The 25,112-nt window shown below is 36.8% G+C and carries 31 protein-coding genes; 13 read left to right on the top strand and 18 right to left on the bottom strand.

Annotated features, from left to right (window positions below; translation table 11 throughout):
* Positions 1-28: 28 nt before the first annotated feature.
* From BMZ31_RS20310 to BMZ31_RS09975, 4 genes are all read right to left on the bottom strand, one after another.
* The gene (locus BMZ31_RS20310) at positions 29-214 is read right to left on the bottom strand and encodes a hypothetical protein (protein ID WP_139206604.1); all 186 of its coding nucleotides are present in this window, start codon (positions 212-214) and stop codon (positions 29-31) included.
* Between the two features lie 272 nt (positions 215-486).
* Positions 487-924, bottom strand: coding sequence for a GNAT family N-acetyltransferase (locus BMZ31_RS09985; protein WP_090831599.1), 438 nt, complete (start codon positions 922-924; stop codon positions 487-489).
* Positions 925-951: 27 nt separating this feature from the next.
* A complete protein-coding gene (locus BMZ31_RS09980) occupies positions 952-1,293 on the bottom strand; it encodes a GNAT family N-acetyltransferase (protein ID WP_090831598.1) in 342 nt (113 codons plus the stop codon).
* Between the two features lies 1 nt (position 1,294).
* Positions 1,295-2,071 (bottom strand): alpha/beta hydrolase, encoded by a 777-nt coding sequence (locus tag BMZ31_RS09975; RefSeq protein ID WP_090831597.1) that lies wholly within the window; start codon positions 2,069-2,071, stop codon positions 1,295-1,297.
* A 127-nt stretch (positions 2,072-2,198) separates the two neighbouring features.
* Here BMZ31_RS09975 and BMZ31_RS09970 point away from each other — a divergent pair, with 127 nt between their 5' ends.
* Positions 2,199-2,972, top strand: a complete 774-nt coding sequence (locus BMZ31_RS09970) for an alpha/beta hydrolase (protein ID WP_254778726.1) — start codon at positions 2,199-2,201, stop codon at positions 2,970-2,972.
* A 240-nt stretch (positions 2,973-3,212) separates the two neighbouring features.
* Here BMZ31_RS09970 and BMZ31_RS09965 read toward each other — a convergent pair whose 3' ends face one another.
* Positions 3,213-3,479, bottom strand: coding sequence for a hypothetical protein (locus BMZ31_RS09965; protein WP_090831596.1), 267 nt, complete (start codon positions 3,477-3,479; stop codon positions 3,213-3,215).
* Positions 3,480-3,652: 173 nt separating this feature from the next.
* On the opposite strand from BMZ31_RS09965, the gene BMZ31_RS09960 reads away from it, so the two are divergent.
* The 4 genes from BMZ31_RS09960 to BMZ31_RS09945 all read left to right on the top strand — a co-directional run bounded on the left by BMZ31_RS09960 (position 3,653) and on the right by BMZ31_RS09945 (position 7,577).
* Positions 3,653-4,687 carry an ABC transporter permease gene (locus BMZ31_RS09960; RefSeq protein WP_090831595.1) on the top strand — a complete coding sequence of 345 codons (1,035 nt, stop codon included), beginning with the start codon at positions 3,653-3,655 and terminating at the stop codon, positions 4,685-4,687.
* A gap of 1 nt (position 4,688) precedes the next feature.
* Positions 4,689-5,363: an ABC transporter ATP-binding protein gene (locus tag BMZ31_RS09955; RefSeq protein WP_090831594.1), complete on the top strand. Its 675-nt coding sequence runs from the start codon at positions 4,689-4,691 to the stop codon at positions 5,361-5,363.
* Positions 5,364-5,520: 157 nt separating this feature from the next.
* Positions 5,521-6,201, top strand: coding sequence for a response regulator transcription factor (locus BMZ31_RS09950; RefSeq protein ID WP_090831593.1), 681 nt, complete (start codon positions 5,521-5,523; stop codon positions 6,199-6,201).
* Entirely contained in the window at positions 6,198-7,577 is a 1,380-nt protein-coding gene (locus BMZ31_RS09945; protein ID WP_090831592.1) for a sensor histidine kinase, read from the top strand. The genes BMZ31_RS09950 and BMZ31_RS09945 overlap by 4 nt, the downstream gene beginning before the upstream one ends.
* Positions 7,578-7,661: 84 nt before the next feature.
* Here the strand turns inward: BMZ31_RS09945 and BMZ31_RS09940 are convergent, their stop codons facing one another.
* Positions 7,662-8,222: a GNAT family N-acetyltransferase gene (locus BMZ31_RS09940; RefSeq protein WP_090831591.1), complete on the bottom strand. Its 561-nt coding sequence runs from the start codon at positions 8,220-8,222 to the stop codon at positions 7,662-7,664.
* A gap of 29 nt (positions 8,223-8,251) precedes the next feature.
* Entirely contained in the window at positions 8,252-8,944 is a 693-nt protein-coding gene (locus BMZ31_RS09935; RefSeq protein WP_090831590.1) for a hypothetical protein, read from the bottom strand.
* Between the two features lie 451 nt (positions 8,945-9,395).
* Here BMZ31_RS09935 and BMZ31_RS09930 point away from each other — a divergent pair, with 451 nt between their 5' ends.
* Entirely contained in the window at positions 9,396-10,112 is a 717-nt protein-coding gene (locus BMZ31_RS09930; RefSeq protein ID WP_090831589.1) for a 3-ketoacyl-ACP reductase, read from the top strand.
* A gap of 215 nt (positions 10,113-10,327) precedes the next feature.
* Positions 10,328-11,434 carry a GerAB/ArcD/ProY family transporter gene (locus BMZ31_RS09925; RefSeq protein WP_175478067.1) on the top strand — a complete coding sequence of 369 codons (1,107 nt, stop codon included), beginning with the start codon at positions 10,328-10,330 and terminating at the stop codon, positions 11,432-11,434.
* Between the two features lie 410 nt (positions 11,435-11,844).
* On the opposite strand, the gene BMZ31_RS09920 is transcribed toward BMZ31_RS09925, so the two are convergent.
* Entirely contained in the window at positions 11,845-12,312 is a 468-nt protein-coding gene (locus BMZ31_RS09920; protein ID WP_090831587.1) for a GNAT family N-acetyltransferase, read from the bottom strand.
* Between the two features lie 121 nt (positions 12,313-12,433).
* Between BMZ31_RS09920 and BMZ31_RS09915 the strand changes: the two genes are divergently transcribed.
* Positions 12,434-12,943, top strand: coding sequence for a hypothetical protein (locus BMZ31_RS09915; protein ID WP_090831586.1), 510 nt, complete (start codon positions 12,434-12,436; stop codon positions 12,941-12,943).
* Positions 12,944-12,978: 35 nt separating this feature from the next.
* The gene (locus BMZ31_RS09910) at positions 12,979-13,524 is read left to right on the top strand and encodes a CBO0543 family protein (RefSeq protein WP_090831585.1); all 546 of its coding nucleotides are present in this window, start codon (positions 12,979-12,981) and stop codon (positions 13,522-13,524) included.
* On the opposite strand, the gene BMZ31_RS09905 is transcribed toward BMZ31_RS09910, so the two are convergent.
* Positions 13,525-14,106: a bacterial transcriptional activator domain-containing protein gene (locus BMZ31_RS09905; RefSeq protein WP_090831584.1), complete on the bottom strand. Its 582-nt coding sequence runs from the start codon at positions 14,104-14,106 to the stop codon at positions 13,525-13,527. It lies immediately after the preceding gene.
* A gap of 156 nt (positions 14,107-14,262) precedes the next feature.
* Here BMZ31_RS09905 and BMZ31_RS09900 point away from each other — a divergent pair, with 156 nt between their 5' ends.
* Positions 14,263-16,029, top strand: a complete 1,767-nt coding sequence (locus tag BMZ31_RS09900; RefSeq protein WP_090831997.1) for a SulP family inorganic anion transporter — start codon at positions 14,263-14,265, stop codon at positions 16,027-16,029.
* 36 nt (positions 16,030-16,065) lie between these two features.
* Here the strand turns inward: BMZ31_RS09900 and BMZ31_RS09895 are convergent, their stop codons facing one another.
* From BMZ31_RS09895 to BMZ31_RS09880, 4 genes are all read right to left on the bottom strand, one after another.
* Positions 16,066-16,674 carry a cysteine hydrolase family protein gene (locus tag BMZ31_RS09895; protein ID WP_175478066.1) on the bottom strand — a complete coding sequence of 203 codons (609 nt, stop codon included), beginning with the start codon at positions 16,672-16,674 and terminating at the stop codon, positions 16,066-16,068.
* Positions 16,667-17,668 (bottom strand): S66 family peptidase, encoded by a 1,002-nt coding sequence (locus BMZ31_RS09890; protein ID WP_090831582.1) that lies wholly within the window; start codon positions 17,666-17,668, stop codon positions 16,667-16,669. Before BMZ31_RS09890 ends, BMZ31_RS09895 begins: the two co-directional genes overlap by 8 nt.
* Positions 17,669-17,682: 14 nt before the next feature.
* On the bottom strand, positions 17,683-18,150 hold the full coding sequence (locus BMZ31_RS09885) for an SRPBCC family protein (protein ID WP_090831581.1): 468 nt from the start codon (positions 18,148-18,150) through the stop codon (positions 17,683-17,685).
* A gap of 148 nt (positions 18,151-18,298) precedes the next feature.
* Positions 18,299-19,045 (bottom strand): SDR family NAD(P)-dependent oxidoreductase, encoded by a 747-nt coding sequence (locus tag BMZ31_RS09880; protein ID WP_090831580.1) that lies wholly within the window; start codon positions 19,043-19,045, stop codon positions 18,299-18,301.
* Positions 19,046-19,308: 263 nt separating this feature from the next.
* On the opposite strand from BMZ31_RS09880, the gene BMZ31_RS09875 reads away from it, so the two are divergent.
* A complete protein-coding gene (locus BMZ31_RS09875; protein WP_090831579.1) occupies positions 19,309-20,313 on the top strand; it encodes an LLM class flavin-dependent oxidoreductase in 1,005 nt (334 codons plus the stop codon).
* A 241-nt stretch (positions 20,314-20,554) separates the two neighbouring features.
* Here BMZ31_RS09875 and BMZ31_RS09870 read toward each other — a convergent pair whose 3' ends face one another.
* The 4 genes from BMZ31_RS09870 to BMZ31_RS09855 form a co-directional block, all read right to left on the bottom strand.
* Entirely contained in the window at positions 20,555-20,995 is a 441-nt protein-coding gene (locus tag BMZ31_RS09870) for an SRPBCC family protein (protein WP_090831578.1), read from the bottom strand.
* Positions 20,996-20,997: 2 nt separating this feature from the next.
* Positions 20,998-21,450 carry an SRPBCC family protein gene (locus BMZ31_RS09865; RefSeq protein WP_139205937.1) on the bottom strand — a complete coding sequence of 151 codons (453 nt, stop codon included), beginning with the start codon at positions 21,448-21,450 and terminating at the stop codon, positions 20,998-21,000.
* 59 nt (positions 21,451-21,509) lie between these two features.
* Positions 21,510-21,758 (bottom strand): ArsR/SmtB family transcription factor, encoded by a 249-nt coding sequence (locus BMZ31_RS21045; RefSeq protein WP_175478065.1) that lies wholly within the window; start codon positions 21,756-21,758, stop codon positions 21,510-21,512.
* A gap of 224 nt (positions 21,759-21,982) precedes the next feature.
* On the bottom strand, positions 21,983-22,447 hold the full coding sequence (locus tag BMZ31_RS09855) for an SAM-dependent methyltransferase (protein WP_139205935.1): 465 nt from the start codon (positions 22,445-22,447) through the stop codon (positions 21,983-21,985).
* A gap of 234 nt (positions 22,448-22,681) precedes the next feature.
* Here BMZ31_RS09855 and BMZ31_RS09850 point away from each other — a divergent pair, with 234 nt between their 5' ends.
* A complete protein-coding gene (locus tag BMZ31_RS09850) occupies positions 22,682-23,644 on the top strand; it encodes a S8 family peptidase (protein ID WP_090831574.1) in 963 nt (320 codons plus the stop codon).
* Positions 23,645-23,701: 57 nt separating this feature from the next.
* Here the strand turns inward: BMZ31_RS09850 and BMZ31_RS09845 are convergent, their stop codons facing one another.
* On the bottom strand, positions 23,702-24,025 hold the full coding sequence (locus BMZ31_RS09845) for an SCP2 sterol-binding domain-containing protein (protein ID WP_090831573.1): 324 nt from the start codon (positions 24,023-24,025) through the stop codon (positions 23,702-23,704).
* Between the two features lie 250 nt (positions 24,026-24,275).
* Here BMZ31_RS09845 and BMZ31_RS09840 point away from each other — a divergent pair, with 250 nt between their 5' ends.
* Positions 24,276-25,097, top strand: coding sequence for an STAS domain-containing protein (locus tag BMZ31_RS09840; protein ID WP_090831572.1), 822 nt, complete (start codon positions 24,276-24,278; stop codon positions 25,095-25,097).
* Positions 25,098-25,112 lie beyond the last annotated feature (15 nt).

Genomic DNA, 25,112 nt, shown 5'->3' with positions numbered 1-25,112 from the left:
TTCCTAATTTTTACATAGGCTCTGTTGGTTATTTCTTGAGCATCGCTAACTTCTTGTTGACTACTGTGATTTCCTTCTCGACCTCATAGAGATTTTTTTGCATCCGATCCCTGCGAGCCGTAAGTACACCTAGCTGTTGCTTTAGTTCTTCTTTAGTTTCGGTCATTAGACTCTTGTCCTCCATTGATTTTTCAAAATAGATCCCGTCCTTCACGGAGTCGATACCATTGTAGTCTCCCTCGAAGGTGGTTAATTATAAAGAAGAAGGACTTCCTTTTTTTCCAGGAAATCCTTTAATAATTTATGTACAGCTATTCAGCTCTCGGTAATCTAATGGGAAATTTTCTCATAAAAGATAACATTACTTAATGGAAGGCTCTGTTAATGTTTAATGTTAATTTTTCGATAAAATGTTAGGAAACCATTTTTTTGGTTCCCCAATTCTCAATAAACCAGCCTTTTATTTATTTAATAAAGATAGTCGTTTTAAATGGGCATACTCATTGTAATGGTTCTATTTTTGAATCCCAATTTTTCATACAGTCTAATAGCTTGATTTCCACAATATACGCTTAAACGAACCTCTGAAAATCCATCTTGTTTAAGATGTTCGATACCAGTCTTCATCAATCGTTTTGAAATTCCATTCCCTCTAAATTCTGCTAACACAAACAATTCATAAATAAATCCATATATCTTTTCAGTAAATTGATCTTTACTTGTTCCTATAAGAATCCAACCCATTAGATTATCGCCTTCAGTTGCTATTAAATAATAGCTTCCTTTCTGCAATAATGGTTCAATAACTTGTTTGACTTTTTCATCTGACGGTTTTACCTCGCCTAATGTACCATCGAATAATGCTTGTGGTGAAAGTGATAAAACCTTTTTATATTCCGAATCGTTTGGTTTCCTTATTTCCATAAATGGAGTTCTCCTCTCCCAATATTTTTAAGCCGATTGCGCGTTAATGACTTTTCTTAGCACTGAACTTAGATAGACGTAAACTATACGATCCGTAATGCCATTATTTTGAGCAAAAGACCTAATTCCATATCCGACTTCCACCTGATTTTCTGCATCGGGTTTCCCTTTAAATCCAATATCTCCAAGAACAGTTTTAGTCTTTTTATCTAGGACAAGCCATACACCCCAACCTAAAAGGCTAGGATCATACTTCAGTTCTTTTACAAACATCTGGATGTGCGGACCAATCTCTTCACCATGCAAATATTCATTCACTGTTTCTTCTGTGAATGGGATTAATCTCAACCTATCAGTAAGTAATTCCATCTTACTTCTCCTTTAATGGCTCAAATAAATATGCAAAAATCTCCGGCACACGCTCACGCCATGCCTTTTCATTATGTTCCGCACCTTCTGCAATGACGAAACGGGAATCGCCTACTTTGTCTTTAAACAAATCATAAACTGTTCTACTAGACTCTATAAATCTTTGATTCCGTGATTCATCAGCAATTTCTTTCGTCCCAATATCAAGATAAAATTTATTGATAGCTGATAAGTCACTCTCTTCAATTAACTTTTCAATCTCATCTTGATTAAACCAATAAGCAGATGAAATGGAAGCAATTTTTTTAAATATATGAGGGTATTCACAAGCTGCATAGGTTGAAATCAAGCCACCCATTGAACTCCCGGCCATTGATGTATCTTCTGGAATTGTTCTGTAAGTACGATCAATGAGGGGCTTAAGCTCTGAAACGATATAGTCGATATATTGCTTCCCTTCTCCGCCAAAAACCCTGTCTACATTCAACATTTCTTTGCCAACCGTTACATTTGGCCATGGAGCATATTCATCCAGACGTACTTCTCCATCACAATCGATACCAACGACAATCAAATCTAATCCGCTCTTGTCGAGGTAGTGTTGAATACCCCAACAGGTGCCGAAAGAAGCATCTTCATCTCGAAATAGATTTTGTCCGTCATGCATATAAAGGACAGGATACTTCTTATCAGATGTTTTGTAATCGAGCGGTAAGTATACCCTTATCGTACGTTCACGATTAAATGGTGTAATCACTACCTTAAATAGTTCCTGCATGTTTTTTCATCTCCAATTCAATCAAAGCCTCTTTAATAATTAAACTAATTATACTATTTCCTTAGAAATTTCAGCTATAATATTCTTTATTTGTTAAAATAAGTAAACAAATAGAATCTGAAAGGTTGTGGTTCAACTGTTAAAGAAGATATCCTTTTATTCCTCGATATTAAAACAAGAAAGAATAATTCGCATTTATCTTCCAAATAACTATGAGCAAGCAAATGAAGAATATCCTGTTCTATATATGCACGATGGTCAGAATGTCTTTAATGATGAGGAAGCTATCAAGGGGAACTCATTAAGATTGGAAGACTATCTGAATCAAAATGCATTAAAGGTGATTGTCGTCGCAATCGACTTGAACCTAGAGGAGCGAATGAATGAATATTGCCCTTGGGTGATCGGAGAATATAGCGAAAGGTTAACTGGAGAACCAAGTTCACTTGGTGGAAAAGGAAAACAGTATATAGAATTTATTGTATCTGAGCTTATACCATATATAGAACAACAATACCGGACGAATAAAGCATATTCAGCAATGGCTGGAATATCGTTAGGTGGTCTTATCGCTACGTACGCGGCTTGCACATATCCAAACCTATTTAAAAACATTTCCGTCTTCTCATCGGCATTCTTCCGTAATCAAGAAGAAATTGAGGTACTATTGAGGGAAAGTGATTTGTCTTCCATTGAAAGTTTTTACATGGACTGCGGGACGAAAGAATCTGCAAATAATGAGGAAATCAGTAATGGATTTTTAGCATCTAATCAAGCTATATATGAAATTATCAATCAGAAACTCCCTCAGACAAACTTTAGTATCATCACAGATGGTGAACACAACTATGACGCTTTTAGAGAGCGAGTCCCAGCACTGTTTCATTTCCTATCAAATTAGCGATATCAGATGAAAAAGGCTCTTTATTCAGATTCAACTTCCTTTAGATGAATTGAAAAATCAAAAGTCTTTGAACATACAATATTCATCTTCTTATATCTGTTCAATGTTCCTAATCTTGTTAAATAATCCGAGTATGAATTGAACCAATCATAAACAGAAAAAAAACCGTTCTGGTATGAATCCTGAACGGTCTTTTTCTGCAGTTCATTTCAAATGAACCCATTCATTGCCCAATGTTTATTTCTTCATTTTGCTTTGTACTAATAGCTTCGATTCCCCACTCTTTTCCCATTTTTCAACCTGTGCGATGGCTTGTTGAGGCGAAAACCCTTTGCCCACTAGTACACCTGCTAAAATGTACTCTTGGAACAAGTGAGTCAAATTTATTCCTTCATTGACTTCTTTCAATGCTTCGTCCAATAGTGGTTGGATATACTGCACCCATTGATCGGGTATTGATGGATTTGGTTGTGAAGGATGACCTCCATTTGGATAGTTGAACATAAATATACCTCCTAGAACAATTACGATATGTTATGAGGCTTATGGAAATTCGTTGCACGTCTACAAAAGTACATGTTCTAGTGCTAATCACGAATCCAAGCTATTATCTGTTCATCTTCTGTTCATATATAACGTTTAATCTATGTATAACAAAGATGTTTGGAGGAGTTAATATGAACATTGCCTGGAAAGAAATGAAGAAAAATAAAGTAAGGTTCCTGATTTTAGCTTCAATCATAATTCTGGTTAGCTTATTGACGTTTATCATCTCTGGATTAGCGAATGGATTATCTCAAGATAATGCAGCATTAATTAAAGATCTGCCAAACGGTCAATTTTTCATGAATGCAAATGCAGACGACACCCATAATCTATCGAGAATCGATAACAGTACCCAAGAGGAAATGTTAAATGAACAAAAAGATGCGGTAGCTTTTTCAATTCAGTTGGGCTTTTTGAATGATAGGAATGAGAAACAAAGAAGCGTCGCTTTTGTAACTTCAACTGATTCCAATTTGTTTGAAAACGTTAAAGACGGAGAAATCATACTAGATCGATCAATGGAAGATGCAGGCATAAAAGTCGGAGATATCTTAACCAACAATCAATTTAGTGGTCAATTTATAGTAAGAGGTTTCGTTGATCAAAAGAAATACAGTCATTCACCCGTCGCTTATATTAACATAGAGAATTACAAAGAAATTTACCGCGATGATGAAATGCAGCTGCTTTTTATACCAGGAGGAAAGAAAACACAAGTTTTCCCCGAATTACAATCATATACAAAGAAAGAGTTTCTCCAAACTATTCCTAGTTATAGCGCAGAACAGTTATCCCTTAATATGATTGTTTGGTTTCTAGTCGTCATTAGCGGAATGTTATTCGCCATCTTCTTTTATATGATGAATGTTCAAAAGATAGCGTTGTTCGGCATCTTAAAAGCGATTGGTGTGAAAACAAGTGCGTTGTTCAAGATGATGTGGACACAAATGCTTTTGATTACAACCTTCGCACTTGTCTTATCTGTTGCATTAAGTCAAATTTTTAATATTCTTGCACCTAAAGGAATGCCCTTCAGTCTAACCCTTGAAACAACCATAGAATTGTCGATCGTCTTTGTGATTATCGGTTTTATAGGATCTACCCTTTCGGGTGTTCAAATTAAAAAAGTTGAGCCTTTACAAGCCATTCAACAAGGAGAGATTTAAAATGACCTTTTTTTCAATGAATGAAGTAACAAAAACATTTACAAATGGTGAAGTAAAGGAAGAAATCTTAAAAGGAATAAATCTTACTCTTAGAGAAGGCGAAATTACAGCATTGGTTGGTGCCTCAGGATCTGGCAAAAGTACCCTCCTTACGATTGCAGCGGGACTTCAATCTGCAACAGAAGGTCAAATAGTATTTGAAGGAGAAAATATGAGTATCTTAAGTCAAGAGCAAATTCGTAAAATACGTGCACGAAAATTTGGCTTCGTATTTCAATTTGCACATCTCGTTCCTTTTCTCACAGTAGAGGAACAATTGATGCTCATGCTGGATGTTTCAGGAATAAAATTAAAGAAAAATGAACCAAAGAAAGAAATTGAGAGAGTTTTAAAATTAGTCGAAATGGAACATAAGAGGAACGCCTACCCAGCTTCATTGTCAGGCGGGGAAAAACAGCGTGTCGCAATTGCTCGCGCAATCATCCATAAACCAAAAATTCTCTTTGCAGATGAACCGACTGCAAGCTTGGATTCAAAAAGATCTAAAGACGTAATGTCACTAATTAGTAGCCTTACTAAAACTTTGAACATAACTACCTTAATGGTTACCCATGACCTAGAAATGCTTGCTTATGCAGATCATATTATTAACATGAATGATGGACTTGTTTCATGAGTAGAAATTTTAACCTTTCAGGAACTTCTTAAAGCTCATGAAAACATTTTTACTACATGCCCTGATAGATTGTGCAGGGCTATTTTTTTGTATTAATATTTAATAGACATGTTTAATTGGTTTGTAGGCAAATGATCAATATACAGGAGTAAATACGATGACAAACATTCTTATTGTAGATGACGATATCAATATTCTTAAATTACTAGGTATTCAATTAACCGACGCAGGTTATCAAGTATTCGGTGCAAAAGACGGTATCGAAGCCTTGAAGATCCTAAAAAAGGAACGATGTAATTTAGCGGTTGTAGATGTCATGATGCCTTATATAGATGGGTATGCTTTGACGAGAGAGATTCGGAAGCAATATGACATACCAGTAATCCTTTTAACGGCTAAGAATCAAATCGAGGATAAAGAGGAAGGTTTTCAATCTGGGACGGATGATTATCTTATTAAACCATTTGAACCGAAAGAATTAATCTTCCGAATCAAAGCTTTGCTCCGGAGATACGATAGCCAATCTGATGAAAGCACAATCCGCATAGGAGATACAATCATAAACAAAAAAAGCTATGAAGTAAAAATTGGCGACCGAACCATCCTTTTACCTTTGAAGGAATTTGAACTTTTGAATCTGTTATTTTCAAATCCTGCGCAAGTGTTTTCTAGAGATCAATTAATCGGGCAAATTTGGGGGTTAGACTATGAAGGCGATGACCGAACAGTAGATGTTCATATCAAAAGATTAAGAGAACGTTTTTCTAAATTATCAGATGATTTTCAAATCAAGACAGTACGTGGAGTGGGATATCTATTGGAGGTTAAACGCCGTTGAAATCTCTTTATGTAAAATTTGTAGTAGTTACGATAGGAATTATGTTTCTAAGTGGTATCTTAGCTTTTTTTATCTCCAACACCTATTACCAACAAAAATTGAAGCCTTTTAATGATCAAAAAAATACAAAAATTGCATTAGATATTGCCGTTTTTGTTGAAAATCATCCTGATGTCAACTTAAATGAGTATTTAGAAAACATTTCAGCCATCGGATATCAAATTTACTTAGTAGACCCTTTAGGGAAAGAATCTTATTTTGGCGCACCATTCAGGGACAATTCTCTCCCTTCTTCTACTAAACAGTATGTTTTGAATGGTGATATTTATCATGGCATTCTTCATTTTCCGGAACACACATTTGTAACAGGTTTCTTTGCAAATGAATTGAAGAATTCGATAGGTATCCCATTGACACATAACGGAAAAGATTTCGCACTATTTCTTAGACCGGATATTAAGCTTCTATTTAATGAAATGCATCTATTATTCGGGTGGCTTCTCACATTAGCTATTACTTTGAGTATTGTGATGGTTGTATTCAGTACGAAATACTTAGTAAAACCAATATCAAGACTAACCAACGCAACCAAATCACTTGCGAACGGAAACTTTAATGTAGTACTGGATATAAATCGTCGTGACGAATTGGGGGAACTGTCACATAGTTTCTTACAAATGGCGAAGAAATTGGAACAGATGGATGAGATGAGGAAGGAATTCATCTCAAACATTTCACATGATATACAGTCACCTCTTTCCAACATAAAAGGATACACGAACCTACTGGATAATGAATCAATGAGTCTTGAAGAAAGATCTCAGTACGTCTCCATCATTAATGGTGAAATTAAAAGACTTTCAACATTAACGAAACAATTATTACTTCTTGCCTCATTAGATCGAAATAATGAGTTGATGGTAAAAAAGCGATTCAATGTCGATCAGCAAATAAAAGAGTTAATCAGAAATTATCAATGGCTAATAAGTGAAAAGGAAATAATGATTTCCTACACCCTGCCTGAGACTAGCATCCTGGGTGATCCATCTTTACTAAATACCATTTGGGATAACTTATTATCGAATGCCATCAAGTATAATAAACCTCAAGGAAATATAGACATTTCCATTGTAGAAAGCAAAGAATCGATCAAAGTGACTTTTAAGGATACAGGAATTGGACTAGATAAAACAGAATTAGGAAGGATTTTTGAACGCTTTTATCGGGCTGATAGAGCGCGTACACGGACAATCGAGGGGACAGGACTCGGTCTTTCCATTGTAGATACCATTGTCAAATTGCATGATGGAAACATCATCGTTCATAGTAAAGCAGAAGAAGGAACTACTTTTGTTGTTGAATTGCCTGTTAGATAATTTGATATTGGATCATAGAAACTAAAAGCAGTGATTTCTATAGCGAAAACACTGCTTCTAATGTTTTTTTTTGCAATTGAATAATCACTTATTGAGTGCAGATATTCTAGCTTTAGCTTTATATTTCAAGAAATCCTCCTTGAAAAAAGCGTGCAACACACAAGGAACCTTTTCCTTTTTCTCGAGCGTTTCTAATTCTTGTGGATAAAGGTCTTGGACGTTTAATGTAATGTATGGGAGTTTTTCTTGGGCTTTCTGTGAACGGATGTTTTCGGCGCGGGCACCTGCAAACACCCTTTCTAAACCAAGTTGTTCAAAAGCAATCTCGAGAATTTGCTCCTTTGCTTCTTGGTTATACCCCTTACCCCAGTAGTCCTTCCCTAACCAACTACCTAAGTGACAGCTACGTTTGTCATGATTAATACTCATGAGTGTCGTTAAACCTATTGGTTCAAGCCTATCGTCAAGGATTACCCTGCTGACAGCTCTGCCCTCTTTTTCTTCGTTTATAATATGAGTGATAAACCATTTCGTTTCTTCTACGGAATCGTCCTTAAAGCTTAAGTGATGATTAACTTCCTCATCCGAAGACAATTGAAAGATTCTTTCTGCAAAATCCAGGCTGTGAGGAACTAAGTTCACCATTTTAAAATCACCCTTTTTGAGTTAAGAATTTAAACTGTAACATTACTAGATTGCTGGCTTACAACTTGTTTATTTCTCTTTAATAGACCAATTCCATTAGCAATAAACCAGATAGGCATAACCACTAGTCCCCCTAATCCCATTCCAATCATGACAAGCAGAGATATACCTGTTACATTGCCAATAACGGTCAAAATAAAACAAGCCCCAGCTACGACTCCTAAACCGGATAAGATTTTTTTAGAACTGTGTTTGTATGTGATGATACCAACAGTTAGAACCCATAATCCTACAAACCCAAAATCTAACCAACCTTGTGGGCTTAATTCAACTAGTCCTACCCACGACATGACAATTGTATCAAGCGTCTCTCCACCCTTGGCCATTGCCTCATGACTAAGTTCATGATCGATGCCAATTTGGCGGAAATTGTTCAAGGCAAGGACCGAAAATCCGATGATGGCCATAATCTTTGAATAGGAATACCACTCGCTTTTAGAGGTGAATGCTTCTAAACTATTTGAAACTGCAAGTACAACCATGATTCCAAGTACACCCAATATAGCGAGTATGTAATGGACCGCGATCAGTTGATTCATATATGTCACATGATCAACGACTGGATTAGCTCCAGGTGGAGAAAGGAGAACAATAATAACCGTTAAAAAGTACAATAATCCTACAATAACCGAAGAAATTCCACCTAGTTTTGTTTTTTTCATATAATTCTCCTAAAAAACTAATTAAATAATTAAATAAGTCCAAAGTTTACAATCTCACTCTTTGCTGGCCCATAAGCCACAAACTCCTTTCAATAATGCTATATTGAACTTAAAAATAGAATATTTTACTAATTTAGTCAATATGTAAATTTTTTGGAAAACTTAAACGATTTTTCTTCTTTTCGTGACATATGAAACACATCCACACTCTAATTAGAACCAACGGTATATTTTTTGACACTATCTAAAATTAAAGTGCGTACTTCACGATATTCATTCCAGGAATTACACTTATTTCTGTACCAATGATGCTGAAAATAGAAACATGTAAATCTTGAGTAAAATTTGAAGTTAACAGCCATAATATACGAATGTCCGAATTGAACAGAAAGACCGCAGGGTTGTTGAGGTCTTTCTGTTCATACTTATTAAGATTTAAAGGAGTGATAGAGTGATTTCACTTAATGGAAAGACTGCGGTAATAACGGGAGCTGGTCGCGGAATCGGACGTGCTACTGCGATTGCTTTAGCAAAAGAAGGTGTAAACCTTGGATTACTTGGTCTTAACATGTCCAATCTTGAGAAAGTGATTAGCGAACTAGCAGAATTTGATGTGAATGTTTCGGCTGCAGTAGCTGATGTTTCCGATTTAGAATCGGTTAAACATGCTGTAGAACATATCAAATCCGATTTAGGTTCGATTGAGATTCTTATTAATAACGCAGGAATCGCCAAATTTGGTGGCTTTCTTGATTTGGAACCTGAAGAATGGGAAAAAATCATTCGCGTAAACTTGATGGGCGTATATAACGTAACGAGAGCTGTATTACCTGACATGATTGCACAAAAATCTGGGGATATTGTGAATGTTTCTTCTTCCGCAGGTCAAAAAGGAGCACCTGTCACCAGTGCATATAGCGCATCCAAATTTGCTGTTCTTGGTCTTTCAGAGTCGCTCATGCTTGAGGTGAGGAAACATAATATTCGAGTTATGGCACTAACTCCGAGCACCGTGGCGACTGATTTAGCGATTGAAACCAATTTAATCTCTGGCAATCCTGAAAATGTCATGCAACCAGAGGATTTAGCTGATCTTGTCGTTGCAGGATTAAAACTTAATCCAAGAGTTGTGATGAAGACTGCTGGATTGTGGTCCACAAATCCATAGAATAATTCCGCCAATACCCGTCATCACAAAAGATATTTGTGGGTATTGGCACTTCTTGTTTCATTAGCCTTATCCTCAATTATTTCCCCTCGTAAATTTAGTCATCTTCACTTTCTTTGAGTATAGTTCATAACCTTTTATGGGAATATAAGGACAGATGTATGGAAAGAGATTCCATAAAAAATTCTTCAACATGGAAAGTTGTTGAAATAGAAATGCAAGATAAACCCATAACCTCTAGTCAGTTTGGAGTATTGGTCATCATTTATACAATTGGAACTTCGATCTTAATAACACCAGCGGGCTTAGCAGCTGGTGCGAAACAAAGCGCATGGCTACCTGCATGTCTTGGATTAGGGATAGGGCTCTTCATGATATTTTTTCTTGATTATTTAGGAAAACAATTTCCGAAGTTGGATTTTGTGCAAATGTGCGAGCAGATCCTAGGGAAATGGACAGGAAAAATAATTGCACTTGCTTTTGTGTTCTTCACATTTATCGGTGGTGCAACCACGTTATCCTGGGTTGTAGGAAATTTTATGGTTACACAAGTATTTGCAGAAACGCCCATTTTAGCTATCAATATTCCCTTTGTGATATGCGTGATTTATGGAGCGCGTATTGGAATTCAAGCAATGTCTAGATGTGCAGAAATTTATTTACCGTGGATATTCCTTCTCTTTTTATTTCTAATCATATTTTCATTTAAGGATTTTCACATAAAAAATCTGCTTCCCGTTTTCGAAGTAGAAATAAAGCCTTTGACTCGTACCACTTTATCTTTTATGAGTGTATCTTCTATGCCATTAGTGGTGATGTTAATGATTTTCCCTAATATCTCTAACCCTTCATCATCTAAAAAAGCCTTCCTAATTGGTCATTCTATTGGGGGTATACTACTAATAATTACTACAATCGTGACCATATTGGTTTTTGGTGCAGGTTTTACAGCCATGCAATCCTACCCAAGTTATGCTCTAGCAAAGAGAATTACTGTAGGACAATTCCTTTCGAGGATTGAAATCATCATGGCAATCATTTGGATCATCACGATATATTACAAATGCACCATATACTTTTATGCTTCTGTAAAAGGACTCTCGAAGATATTAGAATTACGGAATGATAAATTTCTTTCTATACCACTTGGTATGATTATGGGAGCCCTATCGCCAGGAATCTATCGGGATACGGTATATGCAGCCAAATGGGATGTGGAGACATGGATACCCTTCGCATTTACCATGGGCATCCTATTACCAGTGTTCTTATTAGCCGTACACATGTGTAAAAACAAACTCAAACGTAATCCGTCTCAATAAATATCAAAAAACCGACGTTCTTCAAATTTGAAGTGCGTCGGTTTAATGTTCAATAACCTCAATTAGTGTAGCGGAAATCAACCAGTAGACCAATCATAATAGGATTCTTCTGCTCTTTATTCTTCCCTCCACCTTTTTCTTTAGTTGTCGATGATGTAGAAACTACAAGCTGAGGCAAAAACGATCATGAAACTAAGTACGAACATAAATGGCAAAAACCTGCGTTTTTTCTTCACCTCTGTTACCCCCTCATTCACTTTTAAATCGTTTACAGCTTTGACCTTATCTTAAAAAAAGGAACTTACAGAGAAGTTACAATATATCAATTAGGCATTAATCGTTGGGTGACCAAGGAATCCTCATCTTTTAAACACAAATAATAAAGCTGCAAAACCAATATGGTTAAACAGCTAATGGTGAAGGGAACCAACATTTTTCATAAATTTTGTAATGAATAAAGTCTCAGTAATTTGTAGTTCCCCAATGTTCCTAAAACCATTGTTTAAATAAAAACGAACGGCAGGTTCATTTTTACTTCCTGTTGACACGATGATGGTATGAACATCTTCTATCTCAGCTTCTACAAAATTCATTAGTTGCTTTGCGATTCCTTTTCTAAAATGATCAGGATGCACAATCAATCGATGTATGTCTATTACACCTTCTTGGATTTTTAAAGATAGCGCGCCTACCAACATTTCCTTCTCATAATAACCAAAGAATGTCTCTCCGCATTTTTGCAACGTTTCAACAGAATCTTTTAAAGCTGGGATATCATAACAATCAATTAACTTCGCTTCGACAGTATAGGAAGGGATTTGCAAGGCTAAGACTTCTTTAGCCGAAACGGGATTTGAAATAACTATTCTTAAGATCAAAACTTTTCTCCATTTTCATAAAGATTTTTATCGAAAGTTTTTTCATAAACTTTGGGAAAAATAGAAACACTAGCTAATACTTATTTCCTCCATAAAAGTTCATTGATCGAAGGAGTACATCATGCATTTAATACTAACTTTTATTCTTGTTTTTATTGTGATCAAAAAAGGAAATTGGAAAGAATGGAACAAATACATTCTGACAATACATTATGTTGTCATCAGCAATTTACTTTATAACGTTTTATGCCATGATTATTATCTTTGGCAATATAGGCCTGATTCCTTTTTCCCAAAATCACATGTCATCATTGATTTAACTTATACATTCATTAATCTACCAGCCATTACATTATTATTTTTAACATTTTATCCTTTTTCTGCAGCCCGTTCCGAACGCTTCATCTATTTTAGCAAATGGGTTGTCGGCTCCTTTATTGTGGGTTTTCCCTTCTACTGGTTTGGAAGACTTGACCTTCATCACGGTTACGAATATTGGATGGATTTTCTTTTCTATACATTAATGTATTGCATGATTCGTCTACACTTCACTCGTCCAATTGCTACTTATGGGATTTCACTTTTGGCAATTGTTTTTCTAATGATGGTATTTAAGGTCCCTGTAGAATAATGTGCAAAACGATACATTGATGAAGGAGCTCCAATATGAATGTTCCCACTTTTGATGATGTGCTAAGAGCTCGTGAACTCCATAGAGATCTTGCTTATCAGCATTGGATTTCGGATGAGTTTCTAACCTGGAAATGGTGGTTTTTACTCGCTTTTTCAATATTGCCGTGGGTTTTATGGGTCTTATTTAGGGATAAGAAAAGAACATATGAAATCCTTAGCTATGGATTACTATGGGCCTCAATTGCAGCCCTTTGTGATATCATTGGATCCAATTTAATATTGTGGTCCTATCCAGATAAACTGTTCCCGATGGCCCCACCTTTAATTCCTGCTGATTTAGCTGTCATCCCTGTTTCTTTCATGTTTGTTTATCAGTACACCAAACATTGGAAAAGCTACATTATTTGCTCTTTATTAGTCTCAGCAATTTTCTCTTTTCTAATTGAAACGATTTTCATCAAATGGGATATGTTCGCGGTACATTATTGGCATCACATGTTCTCGTTCATTGGCTTCTCTATTCTTTCAGGCATCATCTATTGGACAATTAAGAAACTCGATCCATCTGAAAAAGAATAACTACATTTCCAATTCTTCAAACATTTCAAGTGGACCTGCTTCTAGAACCATCCGATGCATTTCTTTTGTTGCATCAAGTGGTTTCACACCCATTTCGTCCATTAGGACTTGGCAACATTTTCGGTACCATTTAACACTTTGTGGTCTATTGTTTTTCATGTAATAGCAATACATGAGTAATCGATAGGCTTCTTCCCATGTGTTATCTTTCTCTAGAATTCTTTCACACCAATAAATAGCATTGTTGTAATCTCTAGAGCGAATACTTACTTGTGCCAGCTTTTCAGCTCCTCTTAAATAAATGACAAGAAGTCGTTCCCTTTCATTTATACACCAATCCTCAAAGCGTCTTTCAGGTAGATAGTCACCGGAGTAGAGCTTCATCCCTCGTTCTAGAAATGCTTTTGCGTTTTGCGGATTCAACTCATCTAATCCTGCTTGTACCCAATGCTCAAAATCCTTTGTATCTAATAAATAAACAGAATCAGGATTCAACCCATAACCAGTGCCCAGTCTTTTAATGAAAAAAGACTGAGATCTTGCTTTTCTTCCAGGCTCCAATACACTATTTAAAGCGTTCAATACTAGAGGTTTTCTTCTAAATCTATTTTACTTAATTGTGAACAAGCATTGACTAAATCAATTATTTTTTTGAAAGTGGACCAATTCGAATAGACACTAAAAAAATGCGGTCTTATAATATAGAAAATCATATTGAAAACTGAAGAAAAAGAAGGGATTTATACGCGTAGTTTAGGCAGATTTGAAGCATACAGCTTCCAGAATTTTCGTAAAGATTTACTCTCCGGTTTAATAGTGGGGATTATCGCAATTCCACTTGGGATGGCTTTTGCCATTGCCTCGGGTGTGAAACCAGAATACGGCATTTACACAACGATTATTGCAGGTATTTTAACCTCTCTATTGGGAGGTTCTAAGTATCAGATAGGCGGTCCTACGGGAGCTTTCGTGCCAATCTTATTAGGTATTGTCATGACATACGGTTATGAGAACCTTTTGATCGCAGGTATGTTGGCGGGTTTCATGCTCGTACTGATGGGGATTTTTAAACTCGGTAATTTGATTAAATTTATTCCGCGTCCAGTGACCATAGGATTTACGTCAGGCATTGCAGTCATTATTTTCAGCGGACAAATCGCCAACTTTTTAGGTTTAACGGGAATTGAAAAACACGAGGATTTTCTATCAAACATGAAAGAACTATTTGTCCACATAGATACCCTAAGTCTCTACAGCATAATGACAGCAGCTATTTGTTTCACCTTTATCTTCCTAACAGCTAAGTTTCTACCTAAAATACCTGGTCCATTAATGGGGCTCATTGCATCAAGCCTGATCACAGCTTTGTTTTACCCAGGCGAAGTTGCAACCATTCAATCCACTTTCGGGAGTATTCCAAGCAGCTTGCCGAATTTCGCTTTTCCTGATATCACTTTAGAAAAAATACAGCAATTACTTGCGCCTGCTTTTGTCATTGCGATGCTAGGTGGAATTGAATCTTTATTATCGGCAGTTGTCGCAGATGGCATGACTGGAAGCAGACATAACAGCAACCGAGAACTGGTAGGTCAAGGAATTGCCAATATCATAACCCCTCTATTTGGAGGAATCCCTGCAACAGGGGCAATAGCACGGACAGCAACCAATATTAAAAATGGTGCAACTTCTCCAATGTCTGGAATTATTCATGGCGTCGTCGTACTCATTGTCTTATTGCTCTTGGCACCATTAGCTTCCCATATTCCTTTAGCGAGTATGGCTCCAGTTTTGATGCTAGTAGCCTGGAATATGAGTGAAAGACAAGAATTTACCCATATTTTAAAAATGAAATCAAGTGAGTCAATCGTGTTAAGCGTTACCTTTCTGTTAACAGTCTTTACAGATTTGACAACGGCTGTGGAAGCAGGATTAGTATTATCCATCCTTCTATTTGTGAAAAGAATGGGTGACAACCATACGGTTTCAAAGGTTTTGCCTGACCCTTCAGACAGACATCATAAAGTACGTTCACATGTTGTAAATCAAGGTCACGATTGTCCGCAAATAAGCATCTTCACCGTTGAAGGTCCCCTTTTCTTTGGAGTTGCGAACATGTTTGAACAAAGGATAATGGATACCATTAATCATCGACCAAAGACATTAATATTACGTATGGGTAAAGTTCCATATATGGATACAACGGGGGAATCGTATTTAACAAAGATTGTTCACCATTTCCAGAAGCAAGGAGGAACACTTCTGATTTCAGGTCTTCAGCACCAACCAGAAAGGATTCTGAAAAAGACAGATTTGTTTGAAACGATTGGTCAGAATCATTTCTTTGACCATACCGGTGACGCTATAGATTATGCTTTGTCCCATCTAGATCAACACAAATGCATGGGCTGTAAACATTTTGCTTTTGAGGAATGTTCGATTTTATCTGGAGAGACTTGTAATGAAATCGAAATGAGTAAGAAACCTCTTACCACTCATACGGTGTAACGGAAAAGGAGCAAACATTTGCTCCTTTTTTAGTTATTAGTTTTTACGAGCATTATCCTTTGTTTGAAACACTGATTCAAGCCATTGTGATGATTCTTTCACATTAACCCCCAACGAGCTCAACTTTAGCAATGAAGCTTTCTTCTTCTGATCACTGGCTCCTGCTACTGCATCCGAGATGACAACGACTGAAAAATCATTCCTTAAGCATCCTTTTGCAGTCGCGAGTACACATCCCTCCGCATAAACACCAACAATAATGACCTCTCGAATTTGTAGACTATGCAAATAGGAAACTAGCTTTTTATTACTTAATGCGTCTCCTTTATGTTTTGAAAAATAGATATTGTTTATGACGTTGAGCCGTTGATCTAATTCCGCACCCTGTTCACCTTTTGTAGCCGCATGGCTTCTAAAAAAATTCGAAATGAATTGACTTTTTCTAAATTCATTTCCTACATATACCACAGGTGTATGGTGACTTTTAGCATGCTTAATCAAACTATTAACCTTTTCTAGCATTGGTTCGATTTGGTGTTTGGCTACAAGAAACTTTCCATTTTCACTTATAAAATCTTTTTGCATATCAAGTACAAGCAATGCGGTTTCTATGTTGACCAACTCTCCTCGCAATGAATTATTCAACAACTGCATCCTCTAAGAATGTGATACATCCTTTTGTGGCATCCAGCTCAACTTTTATTCCAATAGGGAAAACATGAGATGGAAACGTATGTCCGATATCCACATTCGTTAAAATAGGAAAGTTCTTTTCTCCAATTACTTCTAGCAGTAGCTCCTCAAACGAAAACGGCGCATCCAAACATTTAAAATGTTCATGTTTACCAACAATCAGACCTTTTATTTTATCGAAAACTCCCGCAAGTTTAAGCATGCTTAGGTAACGCTCCTGATTCGCCATGTCTTTAAATGAGTCCTCAATGAACAGGATGCAGTCTGTCAAATCAGGGAAGAATTCAGAACTCATAAATCCAGACATGGTATTCATATTCCCACCAATGAGTTTACCTGTTGTTTTACCTTCCCTAACGCATTTCCAGCCATCATTTTCTTGCATATGTTTTGCTCTGGTTGGATTCTTCCAATCTATCATTTCTTCTGTCCATTCATGGGGAATCTCAAGGGCATATGGTGCTCTTTTCTTAAGCAGAACGATATTCTCAAAGTACTCCCTGCCTTTAGGCAGCATTTCTGGAAACTCACCAAAAGAAGGAACAATCGCAGGACCATAAAAAGTCGTCATACCCGTCTTCGTATATAATCCTAATAATAAAGCGGTGACATCACTATAACCCATAACGATTTTGGGATTTCTCTTAAAATATTCATAATCCAGATAAGGCAATAGAGAGTTAGAATTGTTTCCACCGATCGTACTAATGATGGCCTTTATTTCATCATTCCGAAAGAAATCATTGATTTCTTCCACCCGCTCCATGATGGTAGCTGAACGGTATCCTTCACTAAGTTTTGAGCATTTCCCTTCTACCACATCAAAACCTAGTTTTCTAAGATACACTAAGCCTCTTTGGTATCTTTCTTGAAACATTACGGGTGCAGGCGTTGAAGGCGTGATGATACCTATTTTATCGCCAATCCTCAGTTTGTTGGGTTTCATATTATAAATCTCCTTTAATTACTCTCAGAATTGATTTTTTCAGCAATCTCTTTCAATTTTTCTGCGCGAGATACTATGAAGCATTTCATATATTTTTCTAAAAATAATTTGTCTACCAAAACCCCAATTGGCCCAAATGGGGACTTATAGTTAAATTGATCAATCATAATCGTTCCATCAGCTTCTTCTATAAAAAGACGCGTGTGATCGAAGGATTGAAATGCACCTTTTACCATTACATCTACGAATCTATAGGGTTTCTCCATCAGAATAACCTTAGCAGTCAATTTTTTTCTAACTCCTAAATGAACTGCTTCCCAGGTGACAGAATCCCCTTCTTCAAGCAATCCAGAAGTCACACCGCCAACCGCTTTTTCCTTTGTTTTAGAAGTAGTTTGTGTATGTAAATCGACATCTCTAGCTAAATCGAAGCACAACTCTATTGGAGCATTGATGTATTGTCTGTGCTCTATCATTGGCATCGATATTCTCCTTACTATTGACTTCTATCAAACATATTTTACCAGTATGAATATGGAATTGAAATAAATACTTGTGGTAGAAATTTCCCAAAACATAAAGGAGGCCCTCTATAACTAGAGAGCCCCACGGTATACAGCACATCGAGAATTATTCCTCATAAATCATTTTTTTCGTCATGCCACCGTCTATGATAATATTTTGCCCATTGATGAAATTATTCTCTGGATCCGCTAGATAGAGGCAAGCCTTAGCGATATCTTCAGGTTTGCCAACTCGGTTCGACCAATGCTGGGAATGGTCTTTCTCTGTCAATTCATCGTAATTTTCAGTTTGAATCCAGCCAGGACTAACACAATTCACGGTAATACCTTTAGTATGCAATGAGGCGGCTAAAGAGTGAGTAAGAGCCACAATCCCACCTTTGGACGCTGAGTAGGATTCGGAATTTGGTTCGGACATAAATGCCCTGGTTGAAGCCATATTGATGATTCTTCCACCTTCTGTCATCCTCTTACCCGCTTCCCTCGAAGCAATGAATACACTACGCAGATTCGTAGAAATCACGTCATCCCATTCATCAACAGACAGTTCCAAAAGGGACTTAAAAAGTACTTTCCCTGCATTATTCACTAAGATATCAATTTTTCCGAACTGCTGAATTACCATATCCATAAGAGAAATGATTTCCTTTTCTTCTTTAACATCTGTCTGAAAAAAGTAAGCTTTCCCACCATCTTGAGCAATGTTCATTTGAACTTTTATGCCTCTTTCTTCATTAACATCAGCTATAACAACGATGGCACCCTGTTTAGCAAACGATTTAGCAATGCCTTCGCCGATTCCTTGTGACGCTCCAGTAACAATAACCGTTTGATTGTTAAACTTTCCTGACACTGAGATTCATCCTTTCTTTTTTGCCTTATTATGTTTTACCTTTGTTTATAAATCCTTAATCCACCAGACAAGAAGATGCTCATAGTGTATATAAGTAGGAACAATCATAAAAGTATTTAGCTTATTCTAGATTTCCTTTGATAAATTATCTTAACTTCAAGACTTTTTATTTTGATACACGAAGAATTCTTGTTAAAATCATTTCATTGGGGAACCTGATAATATCTACCCTTTAGAATTCAAATGAGAAAGAAGAGACAAATATGTCAAAAAAACAATTACATGATATAAAGTATTCGGTCCTTGATCTCTCACCAATTAAGCAAGGATTTACGGCAGCTGATGCTTTAAAAAATACATTAGATGTGGCTCAACATACAGAAAAATGGGGATACAATCGCTTCTGGCTGGCTGAGCATCACGGAATGCCGGGGATTGCAAGTTCCGCTACGTCTGTTGTGATTGGCCATGTCGCTGCAGGCACAAACACCATTCGTGTGGGTTCAGGTGGCATTATGCTTCCAAACCATGCACCATTAGTCATCGCCGAGCAATTCGGTACTCTTGAGTCTCTTTTCCCTGGTCGAATCGACCTTGGTTTAGGTCGTGCACCAGGAACCGATCATATCACTGCGCAAGCATTGCGACGGGATCGTCGAAGTGATGGCCATGATTTCCCTGAACAACTAGATGAACTTCGCGAATACTTTAATCCAACTGGTAACTCTCCAGTTCGTGCTATTCCTGGAGAAGGACTTAACGTTCCGATTTGGTTGTTAGGTTCAAGTGGGTTCAGTGCACAGTTAGCTGGACAACTGGGATTGCCATTCTCTTTTGCAAGTCATTTTTCACCAGAAAATACGTTACCTGCTTTAAAATTATACCGTCAAAACTTCCGTCCATCTGAATTACTCGAGGAGCCGTATGTAATGGTCGGTGTGAATGTAATTGCAGCCGATACAGATGAAAAAGCGAAGTGGCTTTCCACTTCCATGCAGCAACAATTCCTGCAACTGTTGAGAAATACGCCTGGACAGTTGCAGCCACCTGTAGAAAACATAAGAGAAATTGCTAGCGAATACGAATTGTCTCTTCTAGATGGTCGTCTCGGATCTTCAATCGTAGGAAGTCCAGAAACCGTTAAGGAAAAGCTGCAAAATTTCTTAGATGAAACGCAAGCTGATGAAATGATCATCAATTCTAGTATTTTTGACCACCAAGAACGATTGAATTCATTTAAGATTGTTGCCGATGCCTTTCAAAATTAGATAAAAGGAGCTTATCCAATGGGATGAGCTCCTTTTTGTATCACCTCAAAAATGTGTTCAAAATGATTTGACGGGATTTCTTACATTTTTGACGTGAATTTTTGAATATATGACGGGTTTTTTAGATATTTGACGGGATTTTGCCTAAATATGCTTGGAACTGAATTTTCCAAAAATTAACCACATTCCCATTAGAAAAAATAATCGAACTTATAACAGATAAGTTCGCCTAGTTCGCTAATTATTTCTCACTTTCAAGAATCGCTTTAATTTTCTTTAGATCCTTTTGATTTGTCTTTTTCATCATTAGAGACATAACTGGAGAGAAAAATATTGAGAAACCACTAGGAATTCCTTTATTGCGTAAAGTCATTTTTGTACGATTTACATCGACAGATTCCCAGGTATATGTTGTTTCCATCGGAAAAGGTCCTTGAGCTGTTTGCATAGTCAGCCTTACTCCAGGTAAATAATCAACAATCTCATAAATATAGGCAAGCTCTTTACCTAGATATTCCGCCTTAAAAGCAATTTTCGAACCGACAGTTAACGGTTTAGGCGTTTTCCATTCTGAGGATTTAATATTGACATACCATTCAGGCGCTGTATCAGGATTTGCAGCGTAATCTGATACCTTCGATTTTGGACAATCAATGATGATTTCAGTTAGAACGTCTACCAAAATTAAAGTCCCTCACTTTTTTCAATATAAGTTTTTAGATTTTGTTGTAGCAGTTCGTTCCAACCATGTTTGTGTGCTTCCTCCCAATGCGGCTCTAGAAAGCCAATAGCTTCATGCGACAATTTTAAGACAGTAGCATTCCCGACTGTTTCCAATCTATAAGAGTAATAGCTGTTTACAGCACCTTTCATTCCTAAAATACCATTTAGTCGAATTTCTTCGTTTTCCTTTAGATAAGTAATTGTCCCCCAAACAGCACCTTCCCCATTACCCCAATCTTCAAAGAAAAGTCCGTTTATTTTTGGATCAATACTGAGTTTCGATTCATTCTCTCCTAAACGGAAAGTCCACCATTTATCAATTTCTGCGGTCAAAGCTTTATACACAGTTTCTCTTGAAGCCTCAATTGTAATTTCTTGTTCAATTTGAAATGAATCAATTTTCATTTTTTTCATATCCCTCTCTCCCTTTTCCAATTTCTCAGCCTCATCTCTTAAATTTAGTAATGATGCGGCTAAATTTGACTGATATTTAGAAACCCAGCATTCAGGTAATTTAGACGCGTTCTTCCTTTCCTTCGAACAATCACTAGACCACAGTCCTCGAGTATTTGTAAATGTTTCATGACGGCATACCTAGAAACATTAAACTTATTACTTAAGTCTCCTGTGGTCAAAGGCCCTGTTTTTAGGAAATCCAATATCTCAACCCGTGAAGGATGAGACAATGCTTTAAATATGTCAGCCAGAACTACACTATTCATTCTCACCATCTCTTTGTATAATTTTAATATGTGACCTAAAGGTAACAAATCGTGAACAGTTTGGTCAATCCATTGTATGAACCATGTACTTAATATAAATGCTGCTTCTATTTTTATGAAAAAAAAAGAAGCTTATCACTTTTGATATGCTCCTTCCAAAATCATTCTTTATCTGTTGTTTCATGAGCCTTTAGTTCATAGTTACCATCTTTGCTTTTGGCTCTCTACTTCCAATAATCCGCCATCAATTCTGATGACCAATTTGGCTGAAAGACTTCTTCTCTTGGCAAAAATTCTTTCATGACTGGCTTTAAATCAACGACTGGTGTCCCATCAATGGCATCAAGTCCTACTACAGTCAGAAGTCTTCCTTCATGTTTTAAAACTTTCACAATTGTCGCACCTAATTTATTTGGACGGTTCTTTCCTCTTTGTGCGAAAATCCCTATCTCAGGCCAGTCTTGATTATTTCTCGGGTGTCGTGCACCGTATTCAACTTTATCATCCGAAACCCGATCAAAAACATAAAATACTTCTACATGTGAGAAGCTCTCAATTCCATCCAAACTACGCTCATCAATATCCGAATCTAGTTCGATAACTGAGATTACCTCTCCCCAAAAATCATCAGCAATTTCTTTACGGTCATTTTTCACGGTTGCAATTGGTTTAAGAGTAAACATGATCATTCCCCCTATCTTATAAGAAAATTTTAGCACCATATATCTAAAGTTCATATAATCAACTTTTTATTGAACAATATAAGAAATTCTTATAGACGAAAAGCAAACATCAATATTTTTTTCCCAATCACTCTATTAAAAATAGTATCTTTTTAATATATCTAAAAATTCAGAATAATGCTATCATACCTATTAACATCAAGAGCTTGCTAACTATCTTTTATTCTAGGAGGGAGAAATATGGAAAACTATGTACATTTGATCCCGTACGAATTGGTAGAGCAGCTGGAAATGGTGAATGAAATACCACAAGGAGTTGAAATCATTCAAGCTCCAGAAATCTGGAACGAAACAAGAGGTAAAGGGATTACAGTAGCGGTTCTGGATACTGGATGCGACACGGACCATCCCGATTTAAAGGATCGCATCATCGCCGGAAGAAATTTTACAACGGATGACGACGGAGATCCTGAAAAATTTGAGGATTATAACGGGCATGGAACTCATGTCGCAGGAACAATTGCTGCAAGTATGAACCTTACAGGTGTTGCGGGAGTAGCGCCAGAGGCGAGTCTCTTAATCTTAAAGGTTTTGGGTAAGAATGGTTCTGGAAAGTATGACTGGATCATCAAAGCCATTCGCTTCGCCATTGAACAAAAAGTAGATATCATCAGTATGTCGTTAGGAGGACCTTCCGACGTCAAAGAACTACATGATGTGATCATAGAGGCTGTGAATGCACAAATCCTTGTTGTATGTGCTGCAGGGAATGAAGGCGACGGCAATGATTCAACAGATGAGTTGGGCTATCCTGGTTGTTATAATGAAGTCATCTGCGTTGGTGCTATCGACCTTGAACGACATTCTTCAGACTTTACGAACTCCAACAACCAAGTAGATGTTGTTGCACCTGGAGAAAAAGTAACCTCAACCTACCTAAATGGGAAGTATGCGACACTGAGCGGAACATCTATGGCAACACCCCATGTGGCCGGATCCTTAGCTTTGTTAAAGGTACTGTCTAATTCAAACTTTCAACGTGAACTAACTGAGCCTGAATTGTACGCTCAGTTAATCAAAAGGACCGTACCACTAGGAAATTCGCCTAAAATCGAGGGTAATGGCCTCGTTTACTTAACACTACCAGAACACGTAAAAAAAGTATTCGACCAGGACGTTGTGCGAGCATTGGTTAACTCATAAAATTAAACCGAGAAAGCATCGGCATCTTGCTGATGCTTTTTCGGTTCCTCATGTTGCTTATTGGTAATTTCGAAGGATTTCCTGAAGCTTTAAGGCGAGTCCCATGCTCCCCTCCACTTTCAGTCCACCAGTCATGAATGCAATCGTTGTATTAAGTTCACCTTTGAGAAGCTTTGAAAAGTTTTCTTCTGTAAGCTTCAAAGTTACATTTGGTTCAGCAGAAATCGATTCATCGATTTCAACTCTCCCAGCTTGAAGCTTAATTTGCAATGAACAATTTGGTAAATCGACTTGAAAAACGCGATCCTTTTCATGTTCAATATGGACGGGATAAGCATTCATTTTTTCTGCAAGATTTTGAAGTTCTGATGTTACCGACATAAATTCCCCCCTAGTTAGTACTAGAGTAGTTAATTCCATCCCCTCCCATAAAAACCCTTTTAAAGCATTCTAGAAATTTTCCCAATATCATCTGATGATGAACAAATAAAGCAAAATTCATTTTAGTTGATTTTTGTTTTTACTATGTCGATAATGTTTATAGGAATTGTTTTCCTTTTAAAAGACATATCTTTTATGGAGAAATACCATATATCATTACTTTTTCAAACCCAAGAGGAGAGTGTCATTGATGGAAACAGAATATTACAAAGCAGCTGACGTGACTGCATTCATTACTGAAAACAAAGAACAATTTGAGAAAAAGCTTTTATCAGAAGCCGTTAATGTGGCCTCAAAAATTCAAGAGATTTTACTAAAAGGAAATATAGATTTGTTGAAGAACGCAGGGAAATTATCCCAATACGTCATTAATCAAAAAGAAGAAGAACTTGTCGCTTTTGCAGAAATTGAAGGGATTGCATGGGCTCATCATTCATTATCACTCTCTTTTAAATTGGAGTGGGTTCAAGCCATTAGAAGAACGCTTTGGCATTTCCTTTATCAATTTGATAAATTGAATAACGCCAATACAAAGCGTGAGGAGTTCTTCGCATTAGAAAAGAAAATTAATGATAGAATCGATCAATTTTTAAACACTTTCTTCATTAGTTTTTCGAGTTATAAAGATGAATTACTTAATACCCAAAGACAAATGGTTGAGCATCTTTCCGTTCCAATCATCCCTATAAGCCCTTCTGTCGCAGTCCTTCCATTGATAGGGATTATGGACTCTTACCGTATGAGAATCATCGAAGAAAAAGTACTAATGGATATTGCAAAACTCAAGGTGCAAACTTTGATTTTTGACTTATCAGGTATTGCAGAGATGGAAATGAACGATATTGACCACTTCCAAAAAGTATTAAGAGGCGTAGCTATGATGGGAGCAAAACCTATAATCACCGGCTTACGTCCAGAACTTGTCAGAACCATGATTCATACAGGTATCGCTTTTGAAAAAGCAGCGGTTAAAGGAACTTTACAAGAGTCATTGAAGAATTTATTAAGTTAAAAGAATGAGCAAAAC

The sequence above is a fragment of the Bacillus sp. cl95 genome (genome assembly GCF_900115925.1).
Classification (GTDB): Bacteria; Bacillota; Bacilli; order Bacillales; family Cytobacillaceae; genus Neobacillus_A.
This window is presented reverse-complemented; position numbering and strand designations above follow the sequence as displayed.

Bases quoted from the DNA above. Each gene is read 5' to 3' on its own strand.
- BMZ31_RS09975 (WP_090831597.1), bottom strand. From the start codon at position 2,071: ATGCAGGAACTATTTAAGGTAGTGATTACACCATTTAATCGTGAACGT.
- BMZ31_RS09855 (WP_139205935.1), bottom strand. From the start codon at position 22,447: ATGATCATGTTTACTCTTAAACCAATTGCAACCGTGAAAAATGACCGT.
- BMZ31_RS09875 (WP_090831579.1), top strand. From the start codon at position 19,309: ATGTCAAAAAAACAATTACATGATATAAAGTATTCGGTCCTTGATCTC.
- BMZ31_RS09950 (WP_090831593.1), top strand. From the start codon at position 5,521: ATGACAAACATTCTTATTGTAGATGACGATATCAATATTCTTAAATTA.
- BMZ31_RS09840 (WP_090831572.1), top strand. From the start codon at position 24,276: ATGGAAACAGAATATTACAAAGCAGCTGACGTGACTGCATTCATTACT.
- BMZ31_RS09885 (WP_090831581.1), bottom strand. From the start codon at position 18,150: ATGCCAATGATAGAGCACAGACAATACATCAATGCTCCAATAGAGTTG.
- BMZ31_RS09910 (WP_090831585.1), top strand. From the start codon at position 12,979: ATGAATGTTCCCACTTTTGATGATGTGCTAAGAGCTCGTGAACTCCAT.
- BMZ31_RS09925 (WP_175478067.1), top strand. From the start codon at position 10,328: ATGCAAGATAAACCCATAACCTCTAGTCAGTTTGGAGTATTGGTCATC.
- BMZ31_RS09850 (WP_090831574.1), top strand. From the start codon at position 22,682: ATGGAAAACTATGTACATTTGATCCCGTACGAATTGGTAGAGCAGCTG.
- BMZ31_RS09845 (WP_090831573.1), bottom strand. From the start codon at position 24,025: ATGTCGGTAACATCAGAACTTCAAAATCTTGCAGAAAAAATGAATGCT.
- BMZ31_RS09980 (WP_090831598.1), bottom strand. From the start codon at position 1,293: ATGGAATTACTTACTGATAGGTTGAGATTAATCCCATTCACAGAAGAA.
- BMZ31_RS21045 (WP_175478065.1), bottom strand. From the start codon at position 21,758: ATGAATAGTGTAGTTCTGGCTGACATATTTAAAGCATTGTCTCATCCT.
- BMZ31_RS09955 (WP_090831594.1), top strand. From the start codon at position 4,689: ATGACCTTTTTTTCAATGAATGAAGTAACAAAAACATTTACAAATGGT.
- BMZ31_RS09985 (WP_090831599.1), bottom strand. From the start codon at position 924: ATGGAAATAAGGAAACCAAACGATTCGGAATATAAAAAGGTTTTATCA.
- BMZ31_RS09940 (WP_090831591.1), bottom strand. From the start codon at position 8,222: ATGGTGAACTTAGTTCCTCACAGCCTGGATTTTGCAGAAAGAATCTTT.
- BMZ31_RS09915 (WP_090831586.1), top strand. From the start codon at position 12,434: ATGCATTTAATACTAACTTTTATTCTTGTTTTTATTGTGATCAAAAAA.
- BMZ31_RS09965 (WP_090831596.1), bottom strand. From the start codon at position 3,479: ATGTTCAACTATCCAAATGGAGGTCATCCTTCACAACCAAATCCATCA.
- BMZ31_RS09960 (WP_090831595.1), top strand. From the start codon at position 3,653: ATGAACATTGCCTGGAAAGAAATGAAGAAAAATAAAGTAAGGTTCCTG.
- BMZ31_RS09865 (WP_139205937.1), bottom strand. From the start codon at position 21,450: ATGAAAAAAATGAAAATTGATTCATTTCAAATTGAACAAGAAATTACA.
- BMZ31_RS09890 (WP_090831582.1), bottom strand. From the start codon at position 17,668: ATGAAACCCAACAAACTGAGGATTGGCGATAAAATAGGTATCATCACG.
- BMZ31_RS09935 (WP_090831590.1), bottom strand. From the start codon at position 8,944: ATGAAAAAAACAAAACTAGGTGGAATTTCTTCGGTTATTGTAGGATTA.